Below are 21,314 nucleotides of genomic sequence, written 5' to 3'. Positions count from 1 at the left end.
ATAATGAATGAAATACACACAACAAATGTCAGCGTCGACGACATTATCGATTTTTGGTTTGTTCAAATATCCCCTAAACAATGGTGGGTAAAAGATATCGAGTTAGATTTGCACATAAAAAACACATATGGCGCCACGCTACAGGCGGCCATCAAGGGTGAGTTACAACATTGGCGTAAAGATGCCCAAGGTCGATTGGCCGAAATAATCGTATTAGACCAATTTTCGCGAAACATTTATCGCGATACTCCAACCGCGTTTGCCGCTGACAATATCGCGTTAGAGCTTGCGCAACAAGCCGTTGCACTAGGTTGTTTAGCAGAGTTACCCATTCAACAGGCTGCATTTTTAATCATGCCCTACATGCATAGCGAATCAATAGTGATCCACCAGCAAGCGTTGCCTTTATTTGAACAATATGCACCCGACAATTTACGCAGCCAGCGACAACACCAAGCGATTATTGCTCAATTTAATCGCTATCCACACCACAATGCCTTATTAGGCCGCGAGTCTACGGCTGCCGAACTCACATTTTTAACTCAACCCGGTTCTCGCTTTTAAGCAGACGAAAATCACCACGACATAAACGATAAATGTCGATTTTATTTAACCACTAACACCGGGCAATCAGCTTTATTGGCAATCGCTTCAGCCACATTATCATGCAAAAAATGAGACAGTCCGCTTCGACCATGGCTGGCAATAACCACCATACCAATGTCACCGCTGTTGGCCTCGGCCAAAATTTCATCAATGGCATCACCACGTCGAATAACCGTTTCAATCTTTAAATTAGTATTCAACTGACCTAATAACTCGTGCATTTTACTCGCCGCTGCATCCTCCATACTTTTAGCCAATTCTTCGGGCGTTATCGCAAGAATCATGTAATTCTCATCACCGAAAGGTTGATCTACAACGTGTAAAATACGAATGCCCACTTGATATAAATTCGCCATTTCAATGGCATATCGTAAAGCATGTGCCGCTGTATCAGAAAAATCGGTAGGCCATAAAATATTACGTGTTCGCATATTATTCTCCTCCACAATGCAAAGTGTGCTTTTGCAACGACATGACACCCTTTACTAGAACACACTCGGATCCATCTCAACAAATTAAGTATAGTCAGTATTAAAAACTTACTTAGTGATCAAAATCAAATCAAATGCGAAAACTTGCTTTGGATCATAAACAAGCATAATATCAGACCGACTAATCAGTCGGTTTGTTAGCTCGATTCATGTAGGGTTTATCAAATCAACATCGTTATTTTTGCTGGAGCTTTAATATGAATATGGCCGTTGATAATAATCAAACTCAATTACGACAGTTACTGACTGATCAACGAGTACGTTTTCAGTCCAATCCGGCACCTGATTACCAATCACGGGTAGATAAATTAACCAAGCTAAAACAAGCTTTACTTGATTACCAACAACCCATCATCGATGCATTAATTAGTGATTACGGTCACCGATCGCCAAACGACACCATCATTTCGGATATTATGCCTTGTGTAAATAACATCAATTACACTATCAAGCATCTTAAAACATGGATGAAACCCAGTCGTCGTCATGCCGGTTTATTACTCTCCCCTGCCAAAGTGTCGGTGCAATATCAGCCCCTGGGCGTAATCGGTATTATTGTGCCGTGGAACTTCCCGGTAATGTTATCTATGGGTCCGTTAACCACCGCCATTGCTGCTGGTAACGGGGCAATGTTGAAAATGTCAGAATTTACGCCGGCGACCAACACCGTATTACGCAAAATGTTAACAACTATTTTTGCCCCTACTGAAGTCGAGCTAGTGGAAGGTGAAGCTGATGTAGCCGCTGCATTTTCAGCATTACCGTTTGACCATATTCTGTTTACCGGCTCAACCGTTGTTGGCCGCCATGTTATGCGTGCAGCAGCTGATAACCTGACACCTGTAACATTAGAATTAGGTGGTAAATCTCCAGCCATCATCGCTCCCGACATGCCAATCGACACCGCTGTAGAACGACTTATTTTTGGTAAATGTTTAAATGCTGGCCAAATTTGTGTCGCGCCTGACTATGTGTTGTGCCCTGCGGAAAAAGTTGACGCGTTTATTGCTGCTTATCAACGTCGCTTTAATAAAATGTACCCTAAATTCGACACCAACCAAGATTACGGCAATATCATTAATGATCGCCAATACCAGCGTCTGCTAGCGGTGCTAGAAGATGCCAAAGCCAAAGGTGCAACAGTCACCTCCGCAATTGATGGTCCAATATCGACAACTCAGCGAAAAATAGCCACTCAACTAGTCACACATACCACAGACGATATGCTCATTATGCAGGATGAAATTTTTGGCCCTTTATTACCCATTATTAGCTATCAGTCGATAGATGAAGCAATAGGTTATATCAACCGAAATGACCGACCATTAGCCTTGTATCTCATGAGTTTTGAACAACAAACGCAGCAACAAGTATTGCAGCAAACTCATTCTGGTGGCGTTTGTATTAATGACACAGTATTCCATGTGGCCGCGGATGACGCGCCCTTTGGCGGTATTGGTCCGTCTGGCATGGGGCACTATCATGGCAAGGAAGGTTTCTTAACCTTTAGTCATGCTAAGACCATATTGAACAGTGGCAAAATCAATACCGGCATTTTTGTTCACCCTCCTTATGGCGGCGTGATTCAAAAATTATTGATGAAGTTTTTCTTACGTTAACTCTCTCATAGTCGCGACTGCAAGTATTGCTGTTGTTAGCGATACTTGCTGAGCAAAGTTTGTCATAAAATATGACTAGATAAATTATCCATAGCCTAATAGATCCATAGATAAATAGATAAATAGATAAATAGACCAAAGATTAATAGCTCCATAGATAAAGTAGGTATGTTGACTCCATGAGCAGTAAATCGATTGTGAACACCGATAAAAAACAAGCCATTTTAAACGCGGCTTTACAGCTGTTTGTTAACAAAGGCTTCAATGCGACATCGACGGCATCGATAGCAAAAGCAGCTGGCGTGGCAACAGGCACGTTGTTTCATCATTTCCCGACAAAAAAAGACATCATGAATCAGCTTTTTTTATCGATTAAACAAGAGTTTGCTACCAACATGGTGAGCAGTACCGATTTTAGTGGCGATATCGAACAAGATGCCAATACGTTATGGCAAAAAGCCATCGACTGGGCCATTGCACAACCCTTAAAGCAACTTTTTTTTCTACAATACTCGATGTCAGCAGACATTGATGCTGAGGTCAGAAAGCAAGCAATGAACAGCATTCTTGGATTTGTCGTCGAATTGATTACTCAAGGTAAACAACAGCAAATTATCGCTGACATTCCCAACGCCTTATTGCTCGAAAATTGCCATGGTCAATACCTAGCTGCCATCCGCTTTTTTACTGACAACCCGCATTTAGGTGATGACGAAATATACAGACACGCCAGTTTCAGACTATTTTGGCAGGCAATGAAAGCGTGATAGAAAGTATTAATCTAAACTAAAGTTGGTTAAATCAACATCATCAGCAGGTGTTGACGCACTATCAAAATCTAATTGTGAAGTGTGTGACGTTTGCTGGGTTTGTAACTCCAGCTGCTTAGCTTTATGTAAGGCATATTGACGGCGACGTTTGCGCTGTGTGCACAAACGGATCACATCTTGTTTTTGCAATTCGCTGTAACTCATCCAGTTAAAACGTTCATCACGGCTTCGAAGACAGCCCATACAATACCCACGACTGTCTGACTGACAAACGCCGATACATGGACTGGGCACCGCAAAAAAACTTAACTGTTCCATCATTAGAATACTTAACCTCAGCTAATATTGAATTTGGTACTTAACATTTAAATACACGATATAGTTATTTGTAACTGAGATAGAAAGCAATCGCTTGCCATATCAACCAAAGCCAGCATTAAACATTGTTATATTAAGGTTATACTAATTGAGCTAATTTTGTACATTATTGCAAGTTAATAAGGAGGGTCTCATGATAAATTTAAGACGTTCAGGGCAAGATTCAACACGTAAACCAATGTGGATTAAAACTATTTTACTGTTAAGTGGCTTAGTACTACTTGCATCTTGTGCAACAAAACCAAAGCAAGATTATGATGTTAATTATGATTTTTCAACACTCAAAACATTCAACCAACTCACTGTAAAGCAAACAGATGATCCGTTAACTGCAGATCGCATTAATGATGATATTAAACAATCATTACTTAGCCAAGGTTATGTATTTAAAGCCGATAATGCCGACTTTGTAGTGAACTATGCTTTTGTGACTGAAAACAAAGAAAAAGATTCAGGATTATCTATTGGCTTAGGTTCGGGTACTTGGGGGTCTGGTGGCGGTATTAGTCTTGGCACCAGTATTGGTATCCCGCTAGGCAGTGACACCGCTAAAACTCAAACCATTCAAATTGATATTATCGATCCCACAGATAAACGCCTCATTTGGCGTGGTAATGGTCAGTACCACTTTGACGAGGGCGGTGAAGATAAAGCCAAAGGTATTAATCAAACGGTTGCTGCTATTTTGGCGCAATTTCCACCCAAAAAATAATCTACCATCGATTTAGCCGCAACTTACTCATAAGTGAATTGCGGCTTATTCAAATAGAGACTACCGCTCAGCTAAGCGACTAAACACAAATATCTATTTAGCAATTTGCCACTACACGGTAAACTAGCCATCACACTACTTTATTGACCCAGTTGAAATGACGACAGAAACATATAACCAAGCTTTATTAACACTTGCACTAGCTGGAATAGAAGCCATAAACACCTCCGCGTCACAGCACAAAGCGGTCAGAACGCCAGCACAAGAAAGCCATTTTTTATGTAACTGGATGGTTGAGTCGTTAAAAACAAAACGTTTTTCAAAACTAATGGCCGACGACTTAACGGCCTGGATCCGTCAAGCGCGTAGTCAAGGAGCTGGGGCTCAACTAAAACGATTATTAATCTGTATTGCCGATCAATACCAACAGGCTAACAACAGTGACATCGCTACAGGTGTTGGTCTTAAGGACATGTTAGCGGGGCTCACAGCACAAGAATGGGTAGTGATCACCGATACCGATATTGATGCAAAACTGAAACTCGACAGTGATGGTAAATCCAGTTTAATTATCTCAGTAAAAGATTTTAATCAACACATTGTAGATGACAAAATAGTAAAACCCATCTCAATGTACATTCGGGGAGATGAAAAGCTGGTGGCTCGTTTAGCGCTTGAGCAAGGTATATTACTCAGTCCAGGCAATAAAAAAACCTCATTAATCAAACACCATAAAACTTATGTATTAATGCCAAGCAATTTACACCAGAGTTTATGCTTACTGTGTCTTGATCTATATTAAGTATTAAAAGTTGGTGTAGTATTCATACAACGGTAAGAATAAGGAAACACCATGAAAAAATGCTTTATTGCACTCACCTGCCTTGTGATGTTTTTTTGTGGTCCCACCGTTCAAGCGAACACAGCGCTGAAGTACAACGTCAACGCTTCAAGCAGTTGGGTGCCCTACTACATTACAGAATCGCCAAAAGAGCCTGGAATATTAGGGGAGTTGGTTCCGTTATTGCTTGCCAAAGCTAATATTGAAATTGAAAAACACAATTTTCCGCCGAAAAGAACAAACTATGCACTCGATAATGGCTTATTAGACTTTGACTTTGTGAGCCCTGGTTGGTTTCCTAATCAAGAATTAGGCACACTTTTTGTCCAGTCAAACCCAATTATCGCTATCCAAGAAAACATTATTACCTTAGAAGAAAAAGCCAACGATTGGCAAAGTATTGATAACATTAAAGGTAAAGAAATAGGCACAGTACGTGGTTATTTGTACCATGATGATGCTGAATTTATTCGAGTCGATTTTACTTCTGAACGCGACCTCATAAGAGCACTTTATAAAAATCGCGTTGGTGCTGCTATATCTGGTGATTTACCGGCGTTGTATTGGGCCAAAAAACTCAACAACCCAATTACCCTCGCTGCTATTCATTCAAAAGGCCACTTAGTTATGCGCCTTCGTAAAGAGCATGCGGCCTTACTGCCACAAATTAATGCCGCTATAGCAGAACTTGAACTAAATGGTACAACTCAAAGCATTATCGACAAATACACCAAGCAAGATATATTTAATCGATAATTCAATAAGACAATTACGCTAAAACGGGTTTACGCTGTAGCCTTCGTGGGCTAATACTGCATGTGCAGTTAACGCGGATAATGCCATGGTAACGCCTGGTAATAAGTCTTGTGGTGTAATGCCGTAATATGCAGCTGTTTGACCACACACATAAAACCTAACTTGATTATTAATCAGCTGCGCAATTAAATCTTTATTAGCATTCTTTTGCCCTGCATTAAGTTGCTGATAAAAACTGTCCTTAGTCATATCATTAGCCGCTTTACCGTGCACCACCATCGCAACAGAAATGTCCTCAAGCTTAACCCCAGCAGCGACGTGCATATTAATAAAGCGCGCCAGGGTATCGATACCACGGTTTAATTCTGCTGGTTTAGATGCACTACTTAAATCAAAAGCGACTTTAAACTTCATACCGGCTGGTATGACTAAGCCGCTATTTACGTCAGCCACTTTGCCATAGTCTTTAATCACAGAACCCGATTTAAATGCATCAATACCCGCTGTTGCCGTAAATGATGAACATGCAATTAACGTCACTATTGTCGATGTAAACAGGTTTTTACTCATTGAACGTAAACCGAGTTTCATTATGTTGATATTCCTTATATCTATTTTTTATACTTACTCTAGCACAGATTAACGCTTAGGTTTTAGGCTGTTTCTGAGTATAATTGTCACTTAAATAATATGAACACTGAGTGATATGTCAATCCGCCCAATTACCGCTACAGACTGGCCCGCTATTATGGCGATACAAGCACAATGCTATGTCGAACTCACGCCAGAATCGCTATCTGTCATGCAGAGTAAATGGCGATCTTCGCCCGCTAGCTGTGTGGTGTTTGAACAACAAGGTAACATGCTAGCCTACGCGCTTGTTCATCCTTGGTTGCAAGGCGATGCCCCATCGCTGGATACCGAGATCAGTGGCCAGATTAATGCCGATAGCTGGTATTTACATGACATGGCAATCTCACCCAACGCTCAAGGCTTAGGCATAGGTAAAAAGCTGTTTAATCATATGGTCAATCAGGCTAAATCAGCGGCGGTTAATGGCATTGGGCTAGTGGCTGTGCAAGGTGCACAAACTTATTGGCAGCAACAAGGGTTTACACCAAGCACCACCTCAGCAAAACTGACAAAATCACTCGACAGTTATCCTGCTGGTGCATGTTACCTGTATTTATCCTTATCATAAGGTCTATCTCATGCCCATCTGTCATCACCATTGGTTTATTGTGTTATACCAATCCTATTAAATATGTGCTCTTTCAGCGGGAGTTCAAAGTGTTGTAGGCAAGGCAGATGATTGAAGCGAATAGTGATTCTATTTTGAAAACATCTAACGCAGCATAAAGTACTTTGAAACCCGCCAGAATGGAGTCTCTCAGGTATTCCACTTCTGTGTTGCATCGATTTAAAAGGGAACAACCATTTCTACATCAATGCGCCTTGAATTGAAAAACCTGAGAGACTCTGAACTGAGCAGATATTTAATGAGATTGGTATTAGTTATATCTTCATGACTTTTGCTTGATATGGTCATTTAAAAACCTTAAATAGCAAACTCTGGATTATCGCGGCTTTAGTGAGCAGAGGTATCGTCTTATTCGAATATTTATTGCAAGTTCCTGCGAATCGTCTTGGTTATACCGTGATTAACGTGGGACAATTAAAGATTGTGCAAGAGGTCATCACCTTATGTGTATTTATCCCTTTTGCCGTTAGGTATCTCAAACACCCCTTAAAGCTTAACTGTTTATTGGCTGGGTTATGCCTTTTAGGTGCCGTATTATTTATATTTAAAAGTGAATTACATTAATTTCAGGAGTTCTCCATGGCGCGCCAAGTGATCTATACCTTTAAAGGCCAAACCAAAACTATCGCCTTTAGCTATGACGTACATCATGATCTTTATGAAGCAGCAGCTGAAGCTGAAGGGATTGATTTAAAAAAGTTTCTAATCTTAGAAAAGCAAATTGCGTTAACGTCCAAAAAAGGCGCTAAAGCAGAGAAAGAATTTCGTAAAACCGAGTTTGCACGTTTTGGTTTTACGAGTATCAAATTTGTTCGTGAAGATGATGAGATTTAATCATTTTGGTTTACGTAAGGGCTAACTATGTTGAATTCAGATCATGCTAATTTCCCACGAGCGAGTTTTGTTCGACGTTTAGGTGCAATGGCGTATGACTCAATGCTTGCTATTGCCGTTTATATGTTTGCTGGTGCGTTAGGTTTTGGGTTTTTCTTTGGTCTGCAGAGCACCGGACTTATCGCGATGGGTGAGTACGAGCATGTGTCAGACTTGCTCAACAACACCCCGCTTTACCATGGTATTTATCAATTTTGGATAGCCATTTGTGTTGGTGGGTTTTACGCCATGTTTTGGAGCAGAGGTGGACAAACTTTAGGTATGCGAGCTTGGCGACTTAAGGTTCAGCACCCTAATGGTCAGAACTTAAGTTTTATTACGGCCTGTGCTCGCGTCATTTGGTCTTTATTAGGTGTTGGTAATCTGTGGATTATCATCAATGCTGATAAGTTAGCACTACAAGACATGATGACTCGTTCTGAGGTTGTCGTGTTATCAGTAGAAGCCAATCAAATGCGTAACTGGCGTGGTGCATAAATAAGTCACATACCAAACTAACTTACCTGCAAAACGAATAAACACGCATCAAACAAGTAATAAAAATGGCAACCCTTGGGTTGCCATTTTTATATACATTTTCACTTTCACTTTCACTTTCAATATAGACTAAACAACCAATTGATTATTTACGAATATAATACAAAGCTAAGCCAGTAAATAACATGCTAGGCGCAATTGCACCCACCGCCGCTGGCAATTCATATACTATGCTCATCGGGCCAAATATCTCATTACTGATATAAAAGCTAAATCCTGCCACAACACCCAGTAGTACACGAGCTCCCATGGTCACCGTGCGTAACGGTCCAAACACAAACGATAATGCCACCAGCATCATCACAGCTACCGTTACCGGCTGCATAACCTTGCGCCATAAAGCCAGTTCATAACGACTAGGATCTTGTTGGTTAACCTTCAAATAATCGAGGTAGTCAATTAAGCCGCTAATGGATAATGCCTCAGGCTTAACCGACACTACACTCAACTTATCTGGTGTTAACGAAGATTGCCACACATCGGTATCAAGGTGATCACGAATAACCCGATCATCTTTAACCGTGGTATTTTCAACCACAGATAACTGCCAAGCATCGTCAATAAATACCGCGGTATTCGCATGGGTCACTCGGGTTAATTCTTGTTGATCGTTAAACTCATATAAACTGATGTTACTGAGCGTATTAACGTCTTGAACCTCACCAATATTAACGAATAAATCACCATCTTTTGCCCAAATACCACGATGAGACTTAATCAAACTGCCACCGGATATTTTAGTCGCTTGAAGCTCTTTTGCGCTTTTCTCCGCAATGGGTGCGCCCCACTCTCCCAGCGCCATGACCATAATCATCAACGGAATAGCCGTTTTCATCGCAGATTGAGTGATTTGTAAACGTGACATGCCAGAAACTTGCATCACCACTAATTCAGAGTTTGATGCCAGCATGCCCATACCAATTAACGCACCAAGCAGTACCGCCATTGGGAAAAACATTTCAATATCACGTGGCACTAAAAACAGCACGTAAATACCGGCATCTAGCATGGTATAAGCACCGCGCCCGACCAAACGTAATTGATCAACCCACTTAATGATGCCTGATAGCCCAGTCAAAATAAGTAAACACAAGCCTGATGTACTCACGATCATACGTGCGATATAAAGGTCTAATATTTTCATGCCGTCACCTGCTTACGTTTAAATAAGCCTAAGAACTTCATCCCTGTCGGGCGCTCTTTAATAAGTAACAACAATCCTAATAACAGCGCAAAGCCATGGATCCACCACATGCCTAAATACTGCGGCACCACCTCATCTTGCAGGGCTTTTCGGCCTGCAATCATTAATCCAAAGTAACCTAAATACAGCAAAATAGCGGGACCCATTTTAGCAAACTTACCCTGGCGAACATTAACACGCGCTAACGGCACCGCAATCAAGGTCAATAATGGGATCGCGATAGGGATAGCTAAGCGCCATTGAAATTCAGCTGCAGCTTCAGGTCCTGGAGTATCCAATAATTGATCAACTGGCATTGCAGATAATTTACGTCGCCGCTCATCCACTTCCTGTTCTTTAATCTCCATTTTATAACCACCAAACTCAATCACTTGCAGTTCGAGTGATTTAGGACTGCCCTGATAACGGAAGCCTTTTTCAAGTTGTAACTGCTGACTGCCAATATTATCTTCAATCACACGACCTTTATTGGCAACTACAATATTTGTAAGGCCATTTTCGTCTTCCGGATCAGGGAGTTGCGCTACAAAGACTTTATCTAAGGTATTGTCTTTATTTATTTTTTCAACAAACAAAACGGCTCGACCATTTGGGCTAGCTTGAAAACGGCCTTGCGTTAAGGCTGCTAATCCAGCTTCGGATTGCGCTTTCTCTAATACCTGATTCTGACGTTCTTCTGCCCACGGTCCGACATAAACCGACAAATAAGCCGTGAATAATAAATTGGCAAAAGCAAGCAATAACGTTACGCGAGTGACATACCATTCACTCACACCGACGCCATGCAATACCACCATTTCATTTTCAGCATACATTCGCCCATGAGCCAACAATATTGCTAAAAAGAAACTCAGCGGTAACACTAATACCGTCAATTGAGGCAGGTTTAACCCTAATAATGTCATCACTAAAGAAGCGGGGAATTCGCCATCAGATGCATCGGCTAACACGCGCACGAATTGTTGACTAATAAAAATAGTTAGCAGCACCAAAAGTACCGCAAATTGTGCTTTTAAAACTTCACTAATAAGATATCTAAATACAATCACAAGTAGGATCCGGTGGCTAAACTTATCTTTTTACTGGTATCAGAGCAACTTTCATGTAAACTGTCTACTTTCAGCAGTTTTGCTAGTTTTCTGACCAGCGCGGAAGGTGCTTTGGGGTCATGGTTAACATCTATTTTGGCTGTCAATTTACGCCTCTTTTTCGTTAATAATCCCAAACAGTTATCACCTTTTCGTTGATTATATGCCAGATGGCCTAATGCAAACATTATCTAATAAATATAAAAATTTGTCTTTAAGAATCTAGGAGTGCTCATGGAGTTTAGCGTAAAGAGCGGCAGCCCCGAAAAGCAACGTTCAGCCTGTATCGTTGTCGGCGTGTACGAACCTCGCCGTCTGTCTGGTATCGCAGAGCAATTGGATAAAATCAGTGAAGGTTACATTAGTAACCTACTTCGTCGTGGTGACCTAGAAGGTAAACCAGGACAAATGTTGCTATTGCATCATGTACCAAACGTACTAAGCGAACGTGTTTTACTGGTTGGTTGTGGCAAAGAGCGTGAGTTAGACGAGCGCCAATACAAACAAATTATCACAAAAACCATCAGTACCCTAAATGAAACCGGTTCAATGGAAGCAGTGTGCTTCTTAACTGAACTGCATGTCAAAGGCCGCGACACCTATTGGAAAGTTCGCCAAGCCATTGAGAGCACTCAAAATAGCCTGTATTCATTTGATGCATTAAAAACCCGTAAAGGCGAAACTCGTCGTCCATTACGTAAAATGGTATTCAACGTGCCTACACGCCGTGAACTCACCATTGGTGAGCGCGCAATTGAACACGGAACAGCCGTATCTGCAGGTATGCATTTATGTCGTGACGTGGCCAACATGCCGCCTAACATTTGTAACCCTGCGTATTTGGCATCTCAAGCGCGTCAAATGGCTGAAGTGTACGAAAACCTTAACGTTACGACTATTGGCGAAGAGCAAATGGCCAAATTGGGCATGAACTCTTATCTTGCTGTAGGTCGTGCTAGTGCCAATGAATCTATTATGACTGTGATGGAATATCAGGGCGCCGTTGACAGTACTGAAAAGCCAATTGTCCTTGTCGGTAAAGGGTTAACCTTTGACTCTGGCGGGATTTCATTAAAACCTGGCGAAGCCATGGATGAAATGAAATATGACATGGGTGGCGCTGCTGGTGTTATTGGTACCATGAAAGCATTGTGTGAAATGAAATTACCTATCAACGTTATTGGTATATTAGCTGGCTGTGAAAACATGCCTGCTGGTAACGCATATCGTCCAGGCGACATTTTAACCACTATGTCAGGCCAAACGGTTGAAGTGCTAAATACCGATGCCGAAGGTCGTTTAGTGTTATGTGATGTATTAACCTACGTTGAACGCTTTGACCCTGAATTAGTGATTGATACCGCTACCTTAACTGGTGCTTGTGTTATTGCATTAGGTAAGCATGCTTCTGGTTTATTCAGTTCGCATAACCCGCTTGCACACGAAATGCTAAATGCTGGTGAGCAAAGTGGTGACCGCGCATGGCGCATGCCGTTATGGGATGAATACCAAGACATGCTAGACAGCCCATTTGCCGACATGACTAACTTAGGTGGTCGTCCGGCTGGTTCGATTACTGCAGCGTGTTTCTTGTCTCGTTTTACTAAGAAGTATAACTGGGCACATTTAGATGTCGCAGGTACGGCTTGGAACAGTGGTGCAAACAAAGGTTCTACCGGTCGTCCGGTACCGATTTTAAGCCAGTTCTTAATTAATCGTGCTGGTGTTGAAATCAGCGAATAAGTATTATCTTTAACGTATATTAAAGGGTAAAGCCTAAGGCTTTACCCTTTTTTTATTGTCGAAGACGTCAATACATTAACCTGTAAAGTAAACCCTCAAAACCATCTGTACTAGGCTAACCATTGACGATGTAACTGCTCTTCATCGCCTAAATAATCCAATACCCAAGCTAGTGCGGGTGACATTTGTTCATCATTCCACGCCAAACAGCAGGCGCTAGGTTGTTTAACTCTATGGAGCGTTTTACAGACTAACTTACCTGACTCAATTAACGGTCCAGCCAAATGCTGCGGCATGTAGCCTATCCCTAAACCTTCGACAAAACAGTTAATAGCACTGTGCCAGTCGGGCACCACTAAGCGTCGTTGACTGTTTAACAACCACGTAATCCGTTTAGGAATATCACGAGAGGTATCTTCAAGACAAATAGACGGAAAAACACGCAACTCATCATCATGAAGTGGACCCATAATATTTGCCAATGGATGATCAGGGCTGACCACAAACAGCCAATCAATATTGCCCATATTAGTGAATTTAAATGCCCCACCGACTGGATTTGCGGTTGTCGCACCAATGGCAATATCACTTCTTCCTGTGGCAAGCGCTTCCCATACGCCATTAAATACTTCAATCCGAATAATCAGCTCAACATCTTGAAACTGTCTATAAAAATCTGCAATTAACGCATGAACGCTATCCGTTCTCACAATATTATCCAATGCAATAGAGAGCATAGGCTTCCAGCCATTAGCCACTCGTTGAGTGTCTCGTTTCATTAACTCCATTTCGTTAAGAAACTGACGAGCTTTGACAGCGAAATGCCTTCCTGCTGGGGTTAAGCTGACACTGCGATGATGGCGAGTAAATAACTCGACCCCCAGTTCAGTTTCAATTTGTTTGACTGAATAACTTATCGCTGACGGTACTTTGTGCAATTTTTTCGCAGCTGCGGTAAAACTGCCCGTTTGGGCGACAACGTCTATTAGCTCAAAAACTTGCTGTGAAAGCATATCAATTTAACTCGTTAGAAAATGTACGGTAACAGCACAAGATGAATAACGCATTCGAGGTTTCATATTGAACTTAAGCCATACCCCCTAGGATCCTTTAATTACATCTTGGTATCAATACTTTTGATAGCAGCTGTCAAAAATAAACGTTTCCAGCTAATTTAGTAAACCATTAAGCTAGCGGCCTTTATTGAACTGACGAAAATAGATATGCCTAATTTGAACAATAACAATATATTAATCAACACAAAACAAACAAATATAACATTCTATTTGTTTCTGTTTTATTTAGCCTTACTGAGTATGTTAGGTTTTGTAGCTACCGACATGTACCTGCCATCATTCAAATCTATTGAAGGGACTTTTAATGCAAGTACCTCAGAAGTGGCCATCTCGTTAACCAGCTTTTTGGCTGGCCTCGCTATCGGACAGTTATTGTATGGGCCGTTAGTGCATAAAATAGGTAAACGGAATTCACTGTTTGCGGGTCTAAGCCTGTTTATGCTGGCAAGTGCACTCATTGCGTTCAGTGACAGCATGTTGATGATGAATATTGCCCGCTTCTTCCAAGCCATTGGCGCTTGCAGTGCAGCCGTTATTTGGCAAGCGATTGTGATAGAACAATACCCAGCCGATAAAGCTCAAAATATTTTCTCTAATATCATGCCTTTAGTTGCATTATCTCCAGCATTAGCGCCCATTGCTGGCGCACTAATACTGAATAGTTTTGGTTGGCGTGCGGTGTTTATTAGCTTATGTATCATTGCAGTATTACTCATTGCCATGACGTATTTTTTTGTGCCAAAAGAAAAAGCTAGCGTACACAAAAGCAAAACTCATATCCGCTATAAGCAACTACTGGCCAATACCCTATATCTAGGTAATGTAGTAATTTTTGGTGCGTGTTCTGGGGCTTTTTTTGCTTACTTAACGTTGTGGCCTGCAGTGATGGAGCAGTATGGTTACGCCGCGACAGAAATTGGCTTAAGTTTTATTCCCCAAACCATCATGTTTATTGTCGGTGGCTACTCAAGTAAATTACTGATCCGCAAATTTGGCACCAAAGTCAGCCTAAACTGTTTACTGATATTGTTTGGTTTGTGTGTTGCGGCCATTTTCACCTCCAGTGTGATCCTCGATACAGAAACAATATTGCCACTGCTCATTGCATTCTCTTTGCTAGCAGGAAGCAATGGCGCAATTTATCCTATTGTGGTCAATAATGCTCTGCAAGAGTTCAGCAATAACGCGGCTAAAGCTGCAGGATTACAAAACTTTTTGCAGATTACTATCTCTTTTGGGGCATCAAGTCTGGTGGCAATTTGGGCAAGTGCGGGTGATAACGCTATTGGTTGGGGAATTCTGGCCTGTTCAGTATTGGTTGCCGTTGGCCACATAATTAAAAGCCATGATTCATGGGCAAAAATACATCAGAATTTTACCTTTCCTGATCCAGCAAGATTATCTCAAGCCTCAACTAAAAAAGACCAGTAACTGAGGTCTGGCGATAAAATAACGCCTTATATGATGAGGTTATAAATTTGTCTATAACTTCATCATATGCTAGGTTATTTATTGAACAATTTAATGTTCCAATTAATCATAAAATTAACAATCATAAGGAATGGGTTGAATGACGCAACACAACCGCTTGGTAATGTCATTAGCGTTGGCAAACCAATAAATGAAACGCTTGCCTTTAACGCTTTATATCATCTTCCTCAGCGTTTGCTTTGCACTCACGCCAACGGGCGATCTATTTGCAAAAGACCATCCGCAAGTTCGATTTATCACCCATCCTTTACCCCCCATTTAGTTATCTTGACAATGATCTTTTAAGCGGTTTTTCTATCGATATTGTTCAAGCGATGATGCAACATACCCAGCACACAGCCAACATTGAAATGTATCCCTTTAATAGAGCATTTCAGATATTGAAATCACAACCAAACACTGCGTTGTTTGTCATTGCTAAAAGGCCAGAAAGAGAAGTAAACATGAAATGGGTAGGTCCCATTATTAGCAGCGGAGTGTATTTTTACCAAAAACGTAATTCCGGACTCTCATTAGCATATTTAGAAGACTTAAAACGTGTCCGAAATGTTGGTGTAGTACTGGGTAATGCTGATCACACCTATTTGGATTCCCAAGGATTCACTAACCTCAGTACTGATAAATCCCAATTACAATCGCTCAAAATGCTCAGTTATGGCCGAGTTGATGTTGCGCCAATGAGCGAACTAGTGATGCCATTTTTGGCAAAAGCAGCCGATATCGATATCAACTCAATAGAACGTACCCCGATTAAGTTATACGACTCTACCTTGTATATCGCATTTTCAAACGACACTTCTGATGAGGTTATTGCACTATGGCAGCAAGCATTTGATGAGTTAAAATCATCAGGTATGTACCAGACCATTTATCAAGATTATTTTCCAACTGATACCGATATTGCTAAGCGATAACGGATCATTAATTTCCAATACATAACAACTGCAATAGATAATTTTTACTATCGAATTTTCGTTATCCGCTAAATATGCTTAATGCAATATCCCCAAAAGATCCTCTCTAAACCAAACTGACTAAGAATAAACAATGATTAACTTGTTACATGTAAGTAACAAATTTAATATAAAACCCAAAATAGCTTAAATGTCTAATTTAATGAAATAAAACTCACTGAAAGGAATGTTCAGATGAAGGCGATGAAAGTCATACTCATTTCAATAGTCAGCGCGTTGGCGCTTTTTGGGTTAATGGCTATTTTATTGGGCTGGCTACTCAGTTCCATGTGCGGTAATAATGTTTACACCGAATCACTTTCATTAGATAAAATGTACAAGGCTGTTATCTTTGAAAGAAGTTGCGGCGGCGCTTCTGGCTACTCAACTCAAATATCAATCATAAAAGCTGACGAGCAACTGTGTGACAATTGTGCTGGCGACGTGTTCGTTGCCAATGACCATCCTAACGATAATAAACTCAACTTAGTCTGGTTAGGACAACAAGATTCTGACGACCAACAACTGCAAATTCATATTCCAGCTGATATCCTCATTGAGACTCAAGAAACGACTTGGTCCTCTTGGTTTGACAGTATCGATATTTCCTACCCTGTATTTGACCATTACCCATTAGCCTGTGAACAAACGCCGCAACCTAAAGCGTGTCAGTTTGTGACAAATGATCAGAAACTTATTGATGTGTTAATCAAGTATGAAGGCTTTAAAAACCATAAAGCACTGGCTGTATCGGTTAACGATATGGGTAATGTTAGATATGGATACGGTTATGGTTATGACTCAATGTTAAAAGCACAACGCAGAGCTTTAAAAGAGTGCACCAAAGGGACTAATCCTACTCATGTAAAATGTGAGTTAATCCGTTAAGGCAAACCAATGCGATTTGAACTCAAACAACACAAAACACATTTAATTGATAATCAGAAAATAGATGTCTATTACAACCGTGTCACCACCCGTTTTAGCTTATCCATAAATCAGCAACAGGTTTATAGTCGACTACTAGTGTTAAGCCCATGGCGAAAGCAACAAATCCTTATAAACAACACGCCATACAACTTAACCATCATTTGTTTTTTATTGTGGCGATCCAGTTTAACCCCAACTCAGCAGTCAGACCGCCATCCTACAATTATAGAACTGCTGCCTGAACGGCGCAGAAAATCCATTATGATCGCGATATATTTCGGATTAATTAGTAGTATAAAACTGACGCTAGGGATATTAATCTATTCCAACATCATATGAATATCGCATCACGAGGCCATTAACCCGCAGACGATTTTAGTGTAAACTCGAGCCCAACTTATTAACCTGTTAAAAGCATCACCACATGACTCAAGCCTTGTTTTACCTTATGCCTGATAATCATAATCAAATGAGTGCATTAGATGCGCTCTATTTAGCTGCTTGCAGGTTAGCTGAACAACAATATCGTCAACAAAAAACCGTTTACATTCACTGCAAAGACAAACAGCAAGCTTATGCCATTGACGAATTACTGTGGCAATTTGAGCCAAACGCCTTTGTACCACACAACTTAAAAGGTGAAGGCCCAGTAACAGGTGCACCTTTGGAAATAGGTTTTGATACCTTAGGGCCAAATAAAAGTCGCCAAGTTCTGATTAATCTTGCAGACCAAATGCCCAGTTTTGCGGTAAACTTGCCCCATATTATCGATTTTGTCGCTAATGATGACGAACTCAAGCGCATTGCTCGCAATCGCTACCGTCAATATCAGAATGTAGGCATTACGCCCAGCACTCAAGCATTAGCTGAATAAACACTTAATTTAGATAGAGAACATAACGCTCCTATGGAAAAAACATACAACCCAAAGTCTATCGAACAAGCCCTTTACCAAAACTGGGAAGAGCAAGGTTACTTCAAGCCGCATGGTGATGAATCAAAAGGCAATTACTGCATCATGATCCCGCCACCGAATGTAACCGGTAGCTTGCACATGGGTCATGCCTTCCAAGACACCATCATGGATACCCTTACCCGCTTTGAGCGCATGAAAGGTAAAAATACCTTATGGCAAGTCGGCACCGACCACGCGGGTATTGCGACTCAAATGTTGGTTGAGCGGAAGCTTGAAGCCGAAGAAGGTAAAACTCGCCATGATTTAGGCCGTGACGCCTTTATTGATAAAGTGTGGGACTGGAAAGAACAGTCTGGTGGCACGATTACCAAACAGCTTCGCCGTATGGGCGCATCGGTTGATTGGGATCGCGAACGTTTCACTATGGATGAAGGCTTATCAAAAGCGGTTCAAGAAGTGTTTGTTCGTCTATACGATGATGAACTTATTTATCGTGGTAAGCGCCTAGTTAACTGGGATCCAAAGCTACACACCGCCATTTCAGATTTAGAAGTTGAAAACAAAGAGAAGCAAGGCCACATGTGGCACTTCCGCTATCCTTTGGCCCAAGGCGCATTAACAGCCGACGGTAAAGATTACCTAGAAGTGGCCACTACGCGCCCAGAAACCATGTTGGGTGACAGCGCAGTAGCCGTACATCCAGATGATGAACGTTACCAGTCATTAATTGGTAAATTCATTCTATTGCCTATCGTTAACCGTTTAGTGCCGATTGTTGCCGACGATTATGTCGACATGGAATTTGGAACCGGTTGTGTAAAAATCACTCCAGCCCATGACTTTAACGACTATGAAGTCGGTAAACGTCATCAACTGCCTATGTACAACATCTTCACCTTAGATGCCGCCGTACGCAGTTTTGTTGAAGTGATTAATACTGATGGCACCCCAAACAAAGGCGTCGAGATGGCCTTGCCAGAGCGTTATGTTGGCCTCGATCGCTTTAAAGCCCGTGATGCTATCGTGGCTGAATTTGACAGCTTAGGTCTACTTGAAAAGGTCGCTCCGCACGGCTTAAAAGTACCTTATGGCGATCGCTCTGGTGTGGTGATTGAACCATTACTAACCGACCAATGGTACGTGGCTGTGCAGTCAATGGCTAAAACAGCCATTGAAGCAGTAGAAACTGGCGAAATTAAGTTTGTGCCGCAACAATACGAGAACATGTACTTCTCATGGATGCGCGATATTAAAGACTGGTGTATTTCACGCCAGTTATGGTGGGGACACCGTATTCCAGCTTGGTACGACGAAAACGGTAAAGTCTACGTTGGCCGTAACGAAGCAGAAGTGCGCGCTAAACATCAATTTGCTGACTCTGTGGTATTACGTCAAGACGACGACGTATTAGACACCTGGTTCAGTTCAGCATTATGGACATTCTCAACCTTAGGTTGGCCAGACAATTTAGAAGATTTAAAAACCTTCCACCCAACCGACGTGTTGGTTACCGGTTTTGACATCATCTTCTTCTGGGTTGCCCGCATGATCATGATGACCATGCACTTTATTAAAGATGAAGATGGCAAGCCACAAGTGCCTTTTAAAACCGTTTACGTTACCGGTCTTATCCGTGACGAAGTCGGCAATAAAATGTCAAAGTCTAAAGGTAACGTCCTTGATCCATTAGACATGATTGACGGTATCGAGCTTGAAACCTTAGTTGAAAAGCGCACTGGCAACATGATGCAACCGCAACTTGCCGCGAAGATTGAAAAGAGTACCCGTAAAGAATTTGCCGACGGCATTGAAGCTCATGGTACTGATGCACTGCGCTTTACCTTAGCAGCAATGGCATCAACTGGCCGCGACATCAACTGGGACATGAAACGTCTTGATGGTTACCGCAGTTTCTGTAACAAGTTATGGAATGCGTCACGTTACGTGTTAATGAACACTGAAGTGCAGACGGATCCTGATAGCGATGAAGCGGGCGAGCCTTTAGATTGCGGTCAACTGTTAGTAGATGGCAAACCGGGTGAGATGGAATTGTCGTTAGCCGATCGTTGGATCATTGGTTTGTTTAATCAAACCGTGAAAACCGTTGAAGACCACATGGCCGCTTTCCGTTTCGACTTAGCCGCTAACACCTTATACGAGTTCACTTGGAATCAATTCTGTGACTGGTATTTGGAATTAACCAAGCCTGTTATGCAAAATGGCACTGAAGCGCAAATGCGCGGCACTCGCCACACTTTAGTCAATGTGCTTGAAAAAATGCAGCGTCTAATGCATCCATTTATGCCGTACATTACTGAAACGATTTGGCAACGTGTCAAACCGTTAGCAGGCGTAACTGGCGATACCATCATGCTAGCATCATTCCCAACTTATCAAGCAGATCAAGTTGATGCGACCGCGATGGCCGATCTTGAATGGGTTAAGCAAGTGATTGTGGCTGTACGTAATATTCGTGCTGAACTTAATATTGCCCCATCAAAGCCGCTTAATGCGTTACTGCGTGGTGTGAGCTACGAAGATCGTATTCGTCTTGAAGCAAACCAAACATTCTTTGCAAGTTTGGCTAAACTCGAAACGATGACCATTTTATCTGAAGGTGAAACGGCGCCAATGTCGAGCACTCAGTTAGTTGGCAATATGGAGCTATTAATCCCAATGGCAGGTTTGATCGATGTAGGCGCAGAAATGGCCCGTATCGATAAACAGTTAGAAAAGCTTGCTCAAGAGATTGCCCGTATTGAAGGTAAATTATCTAATCAAGGTTTTGTGGCTAAAGCCCCTGCTGCGGTAATTGATAAAGAACGCGCTAAAATGACCGATTTAACTCGTGACATTGAAAAGTTAAACGAACAAAAAGTCGAATTAGCTAAGATTTAACGGCAACCATAAGTTGTTGTCTTAAGGTTTACTTTGTTTAACAAAGCACTCTTCAAAAAAACCAGCGAATAACTCGCTGGTTTTTTATATTCGTTGATGTGACCCATGGCGATAATATTAGGTTTATTTGGTTCAAAATTGAAACTTTGA

21 protein-coding genes and 1 pseudogene are annotated in these 21,314 nt (G+C 41.5%); 16 read left to right on the top strand and 6 right to left on the bottom strand.

Annotation, left to right across the window (positions count from 1 at the left end; all coding sequences use genetic code 11):
* Window positions 1–3 precede the first annotated feature (3 nt).
* Complete coding sequence (locus GUY17_RS05085) at window positions 4–564, top strand: DUF924 family protein (protein ID WP_162022506.1); 561 nt, start codon at window positions 4–6, stop codon at window positions 562–564.
* A gap of 41 nt (window positions 565–605) precedes the next feature.
* On the opposite strand, the gene GUY17_RS05080 is transcribed toward GUY17_RS05085, so the two are convergent.
* Window positions 606–1,037 carry a universal stress protein gene (locus GUY17_RS05080; RefSeq protein ID WP_101085810.1) on the bottom strand — a complete coding sequence of 144 codons (432 nt, stop codon included), beginning with the start codon at window positions 1,035–1,037 and terminating at the stop codon, window positions 606–608.
* Between the two features lie 257 nt (window positions 1,038–1,294).
* Here GUY17_RS05080 and GUY17_RS05075 point away from each other — a divergent pair, with 257 nt between their 5' ends.
* Together GUY17_RS05075 and GUY17_RS05070 are read left to right on the top strand one after the other, a co-directional pair.
* Window positions 1,295–2,716, top strand: coding sequence for a coniferyl aldehyde dehydrogenase (locus tag GUY17_RS05075; protein ID WP_162022505.1), 1,422 nt, complete (start codon window positions 1,295–1,297; stop codon window positions 2,714–2,716).
* Between the two features lie 179 nt (window positions 2,717–2,895).
* Window positions 2,896–3,483: a TetR/AcrR family transcriptional regulator gene (locus tag GUY17_RS05070; protein WP_162022504.1), complete on the top strand. Its 588-nt coding sequence runs from the start codon at window positions 2,896–2,898 to the stop codon at window positions 3,481–3,483.
* A gap of 9 nt (window positions 3,484–3,492) precedes the next feature.
* On the opposite strand, the gene GUY17_RS05065 is transcribed toward GUY17_RS05070, so the two are convergent.
* A complete protein-coding gene (locus GUY17_RS05065) occupies window positions 3,493–3,804 on the bottom strand; it encodes a DUF1289 domain-containing protein (protein ID WP_162024289.1) in 312 nt (103 codons plus the stop codon).
* 238 nt (window positions 3,805–4,042) lie between these two features.
* Between GUY17_RS05065 and GUY17_RS05060 the strand changes: the two genes are divergently transcribed.
* The 3 genes from GUY17_RS05060 (at window position 4,043) to GUY17_RS05050 (ending at window position 6,173) form a co-directional block, all read left to right on the top strand.
* Window positions 4,043–4,576: a DUF4136 domain-containing protein gene (locus GUY17_RS05060; RefSeq protein WP_162024288.1), complete on the top strand. Its 534-nt coding sequence runs from the start codon at window positions 4,043–4,045 to the stop codon at window positions 4,574–4,576.
* A gap of 157 nt (window positions 4,577–4,733) precedes the next feature.
* Complete coding sequence (locus GUY17_RS05055; protein WP_162022503.1) at window positions 4,734–5,378, top strand: DUF2913 family protein; 645 nt, start codon at window positions 4,734–4,736, stop codon at window positions 5,376–5,378.
* 51 nt (window positions 5,379–5,429) lie between these two features.
* Window positions 5,430–6,173, top strand: a complete 744-nt coding sequence (locus GUY17_RS05050) for an ABC transporter substrate-binding protein (protein ID WP_162022502.1) — start codon at window positions 5,430–5,432, stop codon at window positions 6,171–6,173.
* Window positions 6,174–6,191: 18 nt separating this feature from the next.
* Here GUY17_RS05050 and GUY17_RS05045 read toward each other — a convergent pair whose 3' ends face one another.
* Window positions 6,192–6,764 carry a DsrE family protein gene (locus GUY17_RS05045; RefSeq protein WP_162022501.1) on the bottom strand — a complete coding sequence of 191 codons (573 nt, stop codon included), beginning with the start codon at window positions 6,762–6,764 and terminating at the stop codon, window positions 6,192–6,194.
* Window positions 6,765–6,879: 115 nt separating this feature from the next.
* Here GUY17_RS05045 and GUY17_RS05040 point away from each other — a divergent pair, with 115 nt between their 5' ends.
* The 4 genes and pseudogenes from GUY17_RS05040 (at window position 6,880) to GUY17_RS05025 (ending at window position 8,805) form a co-directional block, all read left to right on the top strand.
* Complete coding sequence (locus GUY17_RS05040; protein ID WP_162022500.1) at window positions 6,880–7,374, top strand: GNAT family N-acetyltransferase; 495 nt, start codon at window positions 6,880–6,882, stop codon at window positions 7,372–7,374.
* Between the two features lie 324 nt (window positions 7,375–7,698).
* A pseudogene (locus GUY17_RS05035) lies at window positions 7,699–7,998 on the top strand (DMT family protein).
* A gap of 15 nt (window positions 7,999–8,013) precedes the next feature.
* Window positions 8,014–8,268 (top strand): DUF2960 domain-containing protein, encoded by a 255-nt coding sequence (locus GUY17_RS05030; RefSeq protein ID WP_011636402.1) that lies wholly within the window; start codon window positions 8,014–8,016, stop codon window positions 8,266–8,268.
* A 27-nt stretch (window positions 8,269–8,295) separates the two neighbouring features.
* Window positions 8,296–8,805 carry an RDD family protein gene (locus GUY17_RS05025; protein ID WP_101085820.1) on the top strand — a complete coding sequence of 170 codons (510 nt, stop codon included), beginning with the start codon at window positions 8,296–8,298 and terminating at the stop codon, window positions 8,803–8,805.
* Between the two features lie 145 nt (window positions 8,806–8,950).
* On the opposite strand, the gene lptG is transcribed toward GUY17_RS05025, so the two are convergent.
* Together lptG and lptF are read right to left on the bottom strand one after the other, a co-directional pair.
* Window positions 8,951–10,009, bottom strand: a complete 1,059-nt coding sequence (gene lptG / locus GUY17_RS05020) for an LPS export ABC transporter permease LptG (protein ID WP_101085821.1) — start codon at window positions 10,007–10,009, stop codon at window positions 8,951–8,953.
* Window positions 10,006–11,118: an LPS export ABC transporter permease LptF gene (lptF, locus tag GUY17_RS05015; RefSeq protein ID WP_162022499.1), complete on the bottom strand. Its 1,113-nt coding sequence runs from the start codon at window positions 11,116–11,118 to the stop codon at window positions 10,006–10,008. Before lptF ends, lptG begins: the two co-directional genes overlap by 4 nt.
* A 273-nt stretch (window positions 11,119–11,391) precedes the next feature.
* Between lptF and pepA the strand changes: the two genes are divergently transcribed.
* The gene (gene pepA, locus GUY17_RS05010; protein ID WP_011636398.1) at window positions 11,392–12,900 is read left to right on the top strand and encodes a leucyl aminopeptidase; all 1,509 of its coding nucleotides are present in this window, start codon (window positions 11,392–11,394) and stop codon (window positions 12,898–12,900) included.
* 110 nt (window positions 12,901–13,010) lie between these two features.
* Here pepA and punR read toward each other — a convergent pair whose 3' ends face one another.
* Complete coding sequence (gene punR, locus GUY17_RS05005; protein ID WP_162022498.1) at window positions 13,011–13,913, bottom strand: DNA-binding transcriptional activator PunR; 903 nt, start codon at window positions 13,911–13,913, stop codon at window positions 13,011–13,013.
* A 210-nt stretch (window positions 13,914–14,123) separates the two neighbouring features.
* On the opposite strand from punR, the gene punC reads away from it, so the two are divergent.
* From punC to GUY17_RS04980, 5 genes are all read left to right on the top strand, one after another.
* Window positions 14,124–15,407, top strand: coding sequence for a purine nucleoside transporter PunC (gene punC / locus GUY17_RS05000; RefSeq protein WP_162022497.1), 1,284 nt, complete (start codon window positions 14,124–14,126; stop codon window positions 15,405–15,407).
* A gap of 266 nt (window positions 15,408–15,673) precedes the next feature.
* Window positions 15,674–16,381, top strand: coding sequence for an ABC transporter substrate-binding protein (locus tag GUY17_RS04995; protein ID WP_162022496.1), 708 nt, complete (start codon window positions 15,674–15,676; stop codon window positions 16,379–16,381).
* A 234-nt stretch (window positions 16,382–16,615) separates the two neighbouring features.
* On the top strand, window positions 16,616–17,308 hold the full coding sequence (locus GUY17_RS04990; RefSeq protein ID WP_162022495.1) for a hypothetical protein: 693 nt from the start codon (window positions 16,616–16,618) through the stop codon (window positions 17,306–17,308).
* A gap of 466 nt (window positions 17,309–17,774) precedes the next feature.
* Window positions 17,775–18,224, top strand: a complete 450-nt coding sequence (locus GUY17_RS04985; RefSeq protein WP_162022494.1) for a DNA polymerase III subunit chi — start codon at window positions 17,775–17,777, stop codon at window positions 18,222–18,224.
* 33 nt (window positions 18,225–18,257) lie between these two features.
* A complete protein-coding gene (locus GUY17_RS04980) occupies window positions 18,258–21,164 on the top strand; it encodes a valine--tRNA ligase (RefSeq protein WP_101085828.1) in 2,907 nt (968 codons plus the stop codon).
* Window positions 21,165–21,314: the final 150 nt, after the last annotated feature.

Source organism: Shewanella sp. Arc9-LZ, assembly GCF_010092445.1.
Lineage (GTDB): Bacteria > Pseudomonadota > Gammaproteobacteria > Enterobacterales > Shewanellaceae > Shewanella.
The sequence above is the reverse complement of the archived record's forward strand: the minus strand, read 5'-3'. Positions and strand labels throughout refer to the sequence as shown.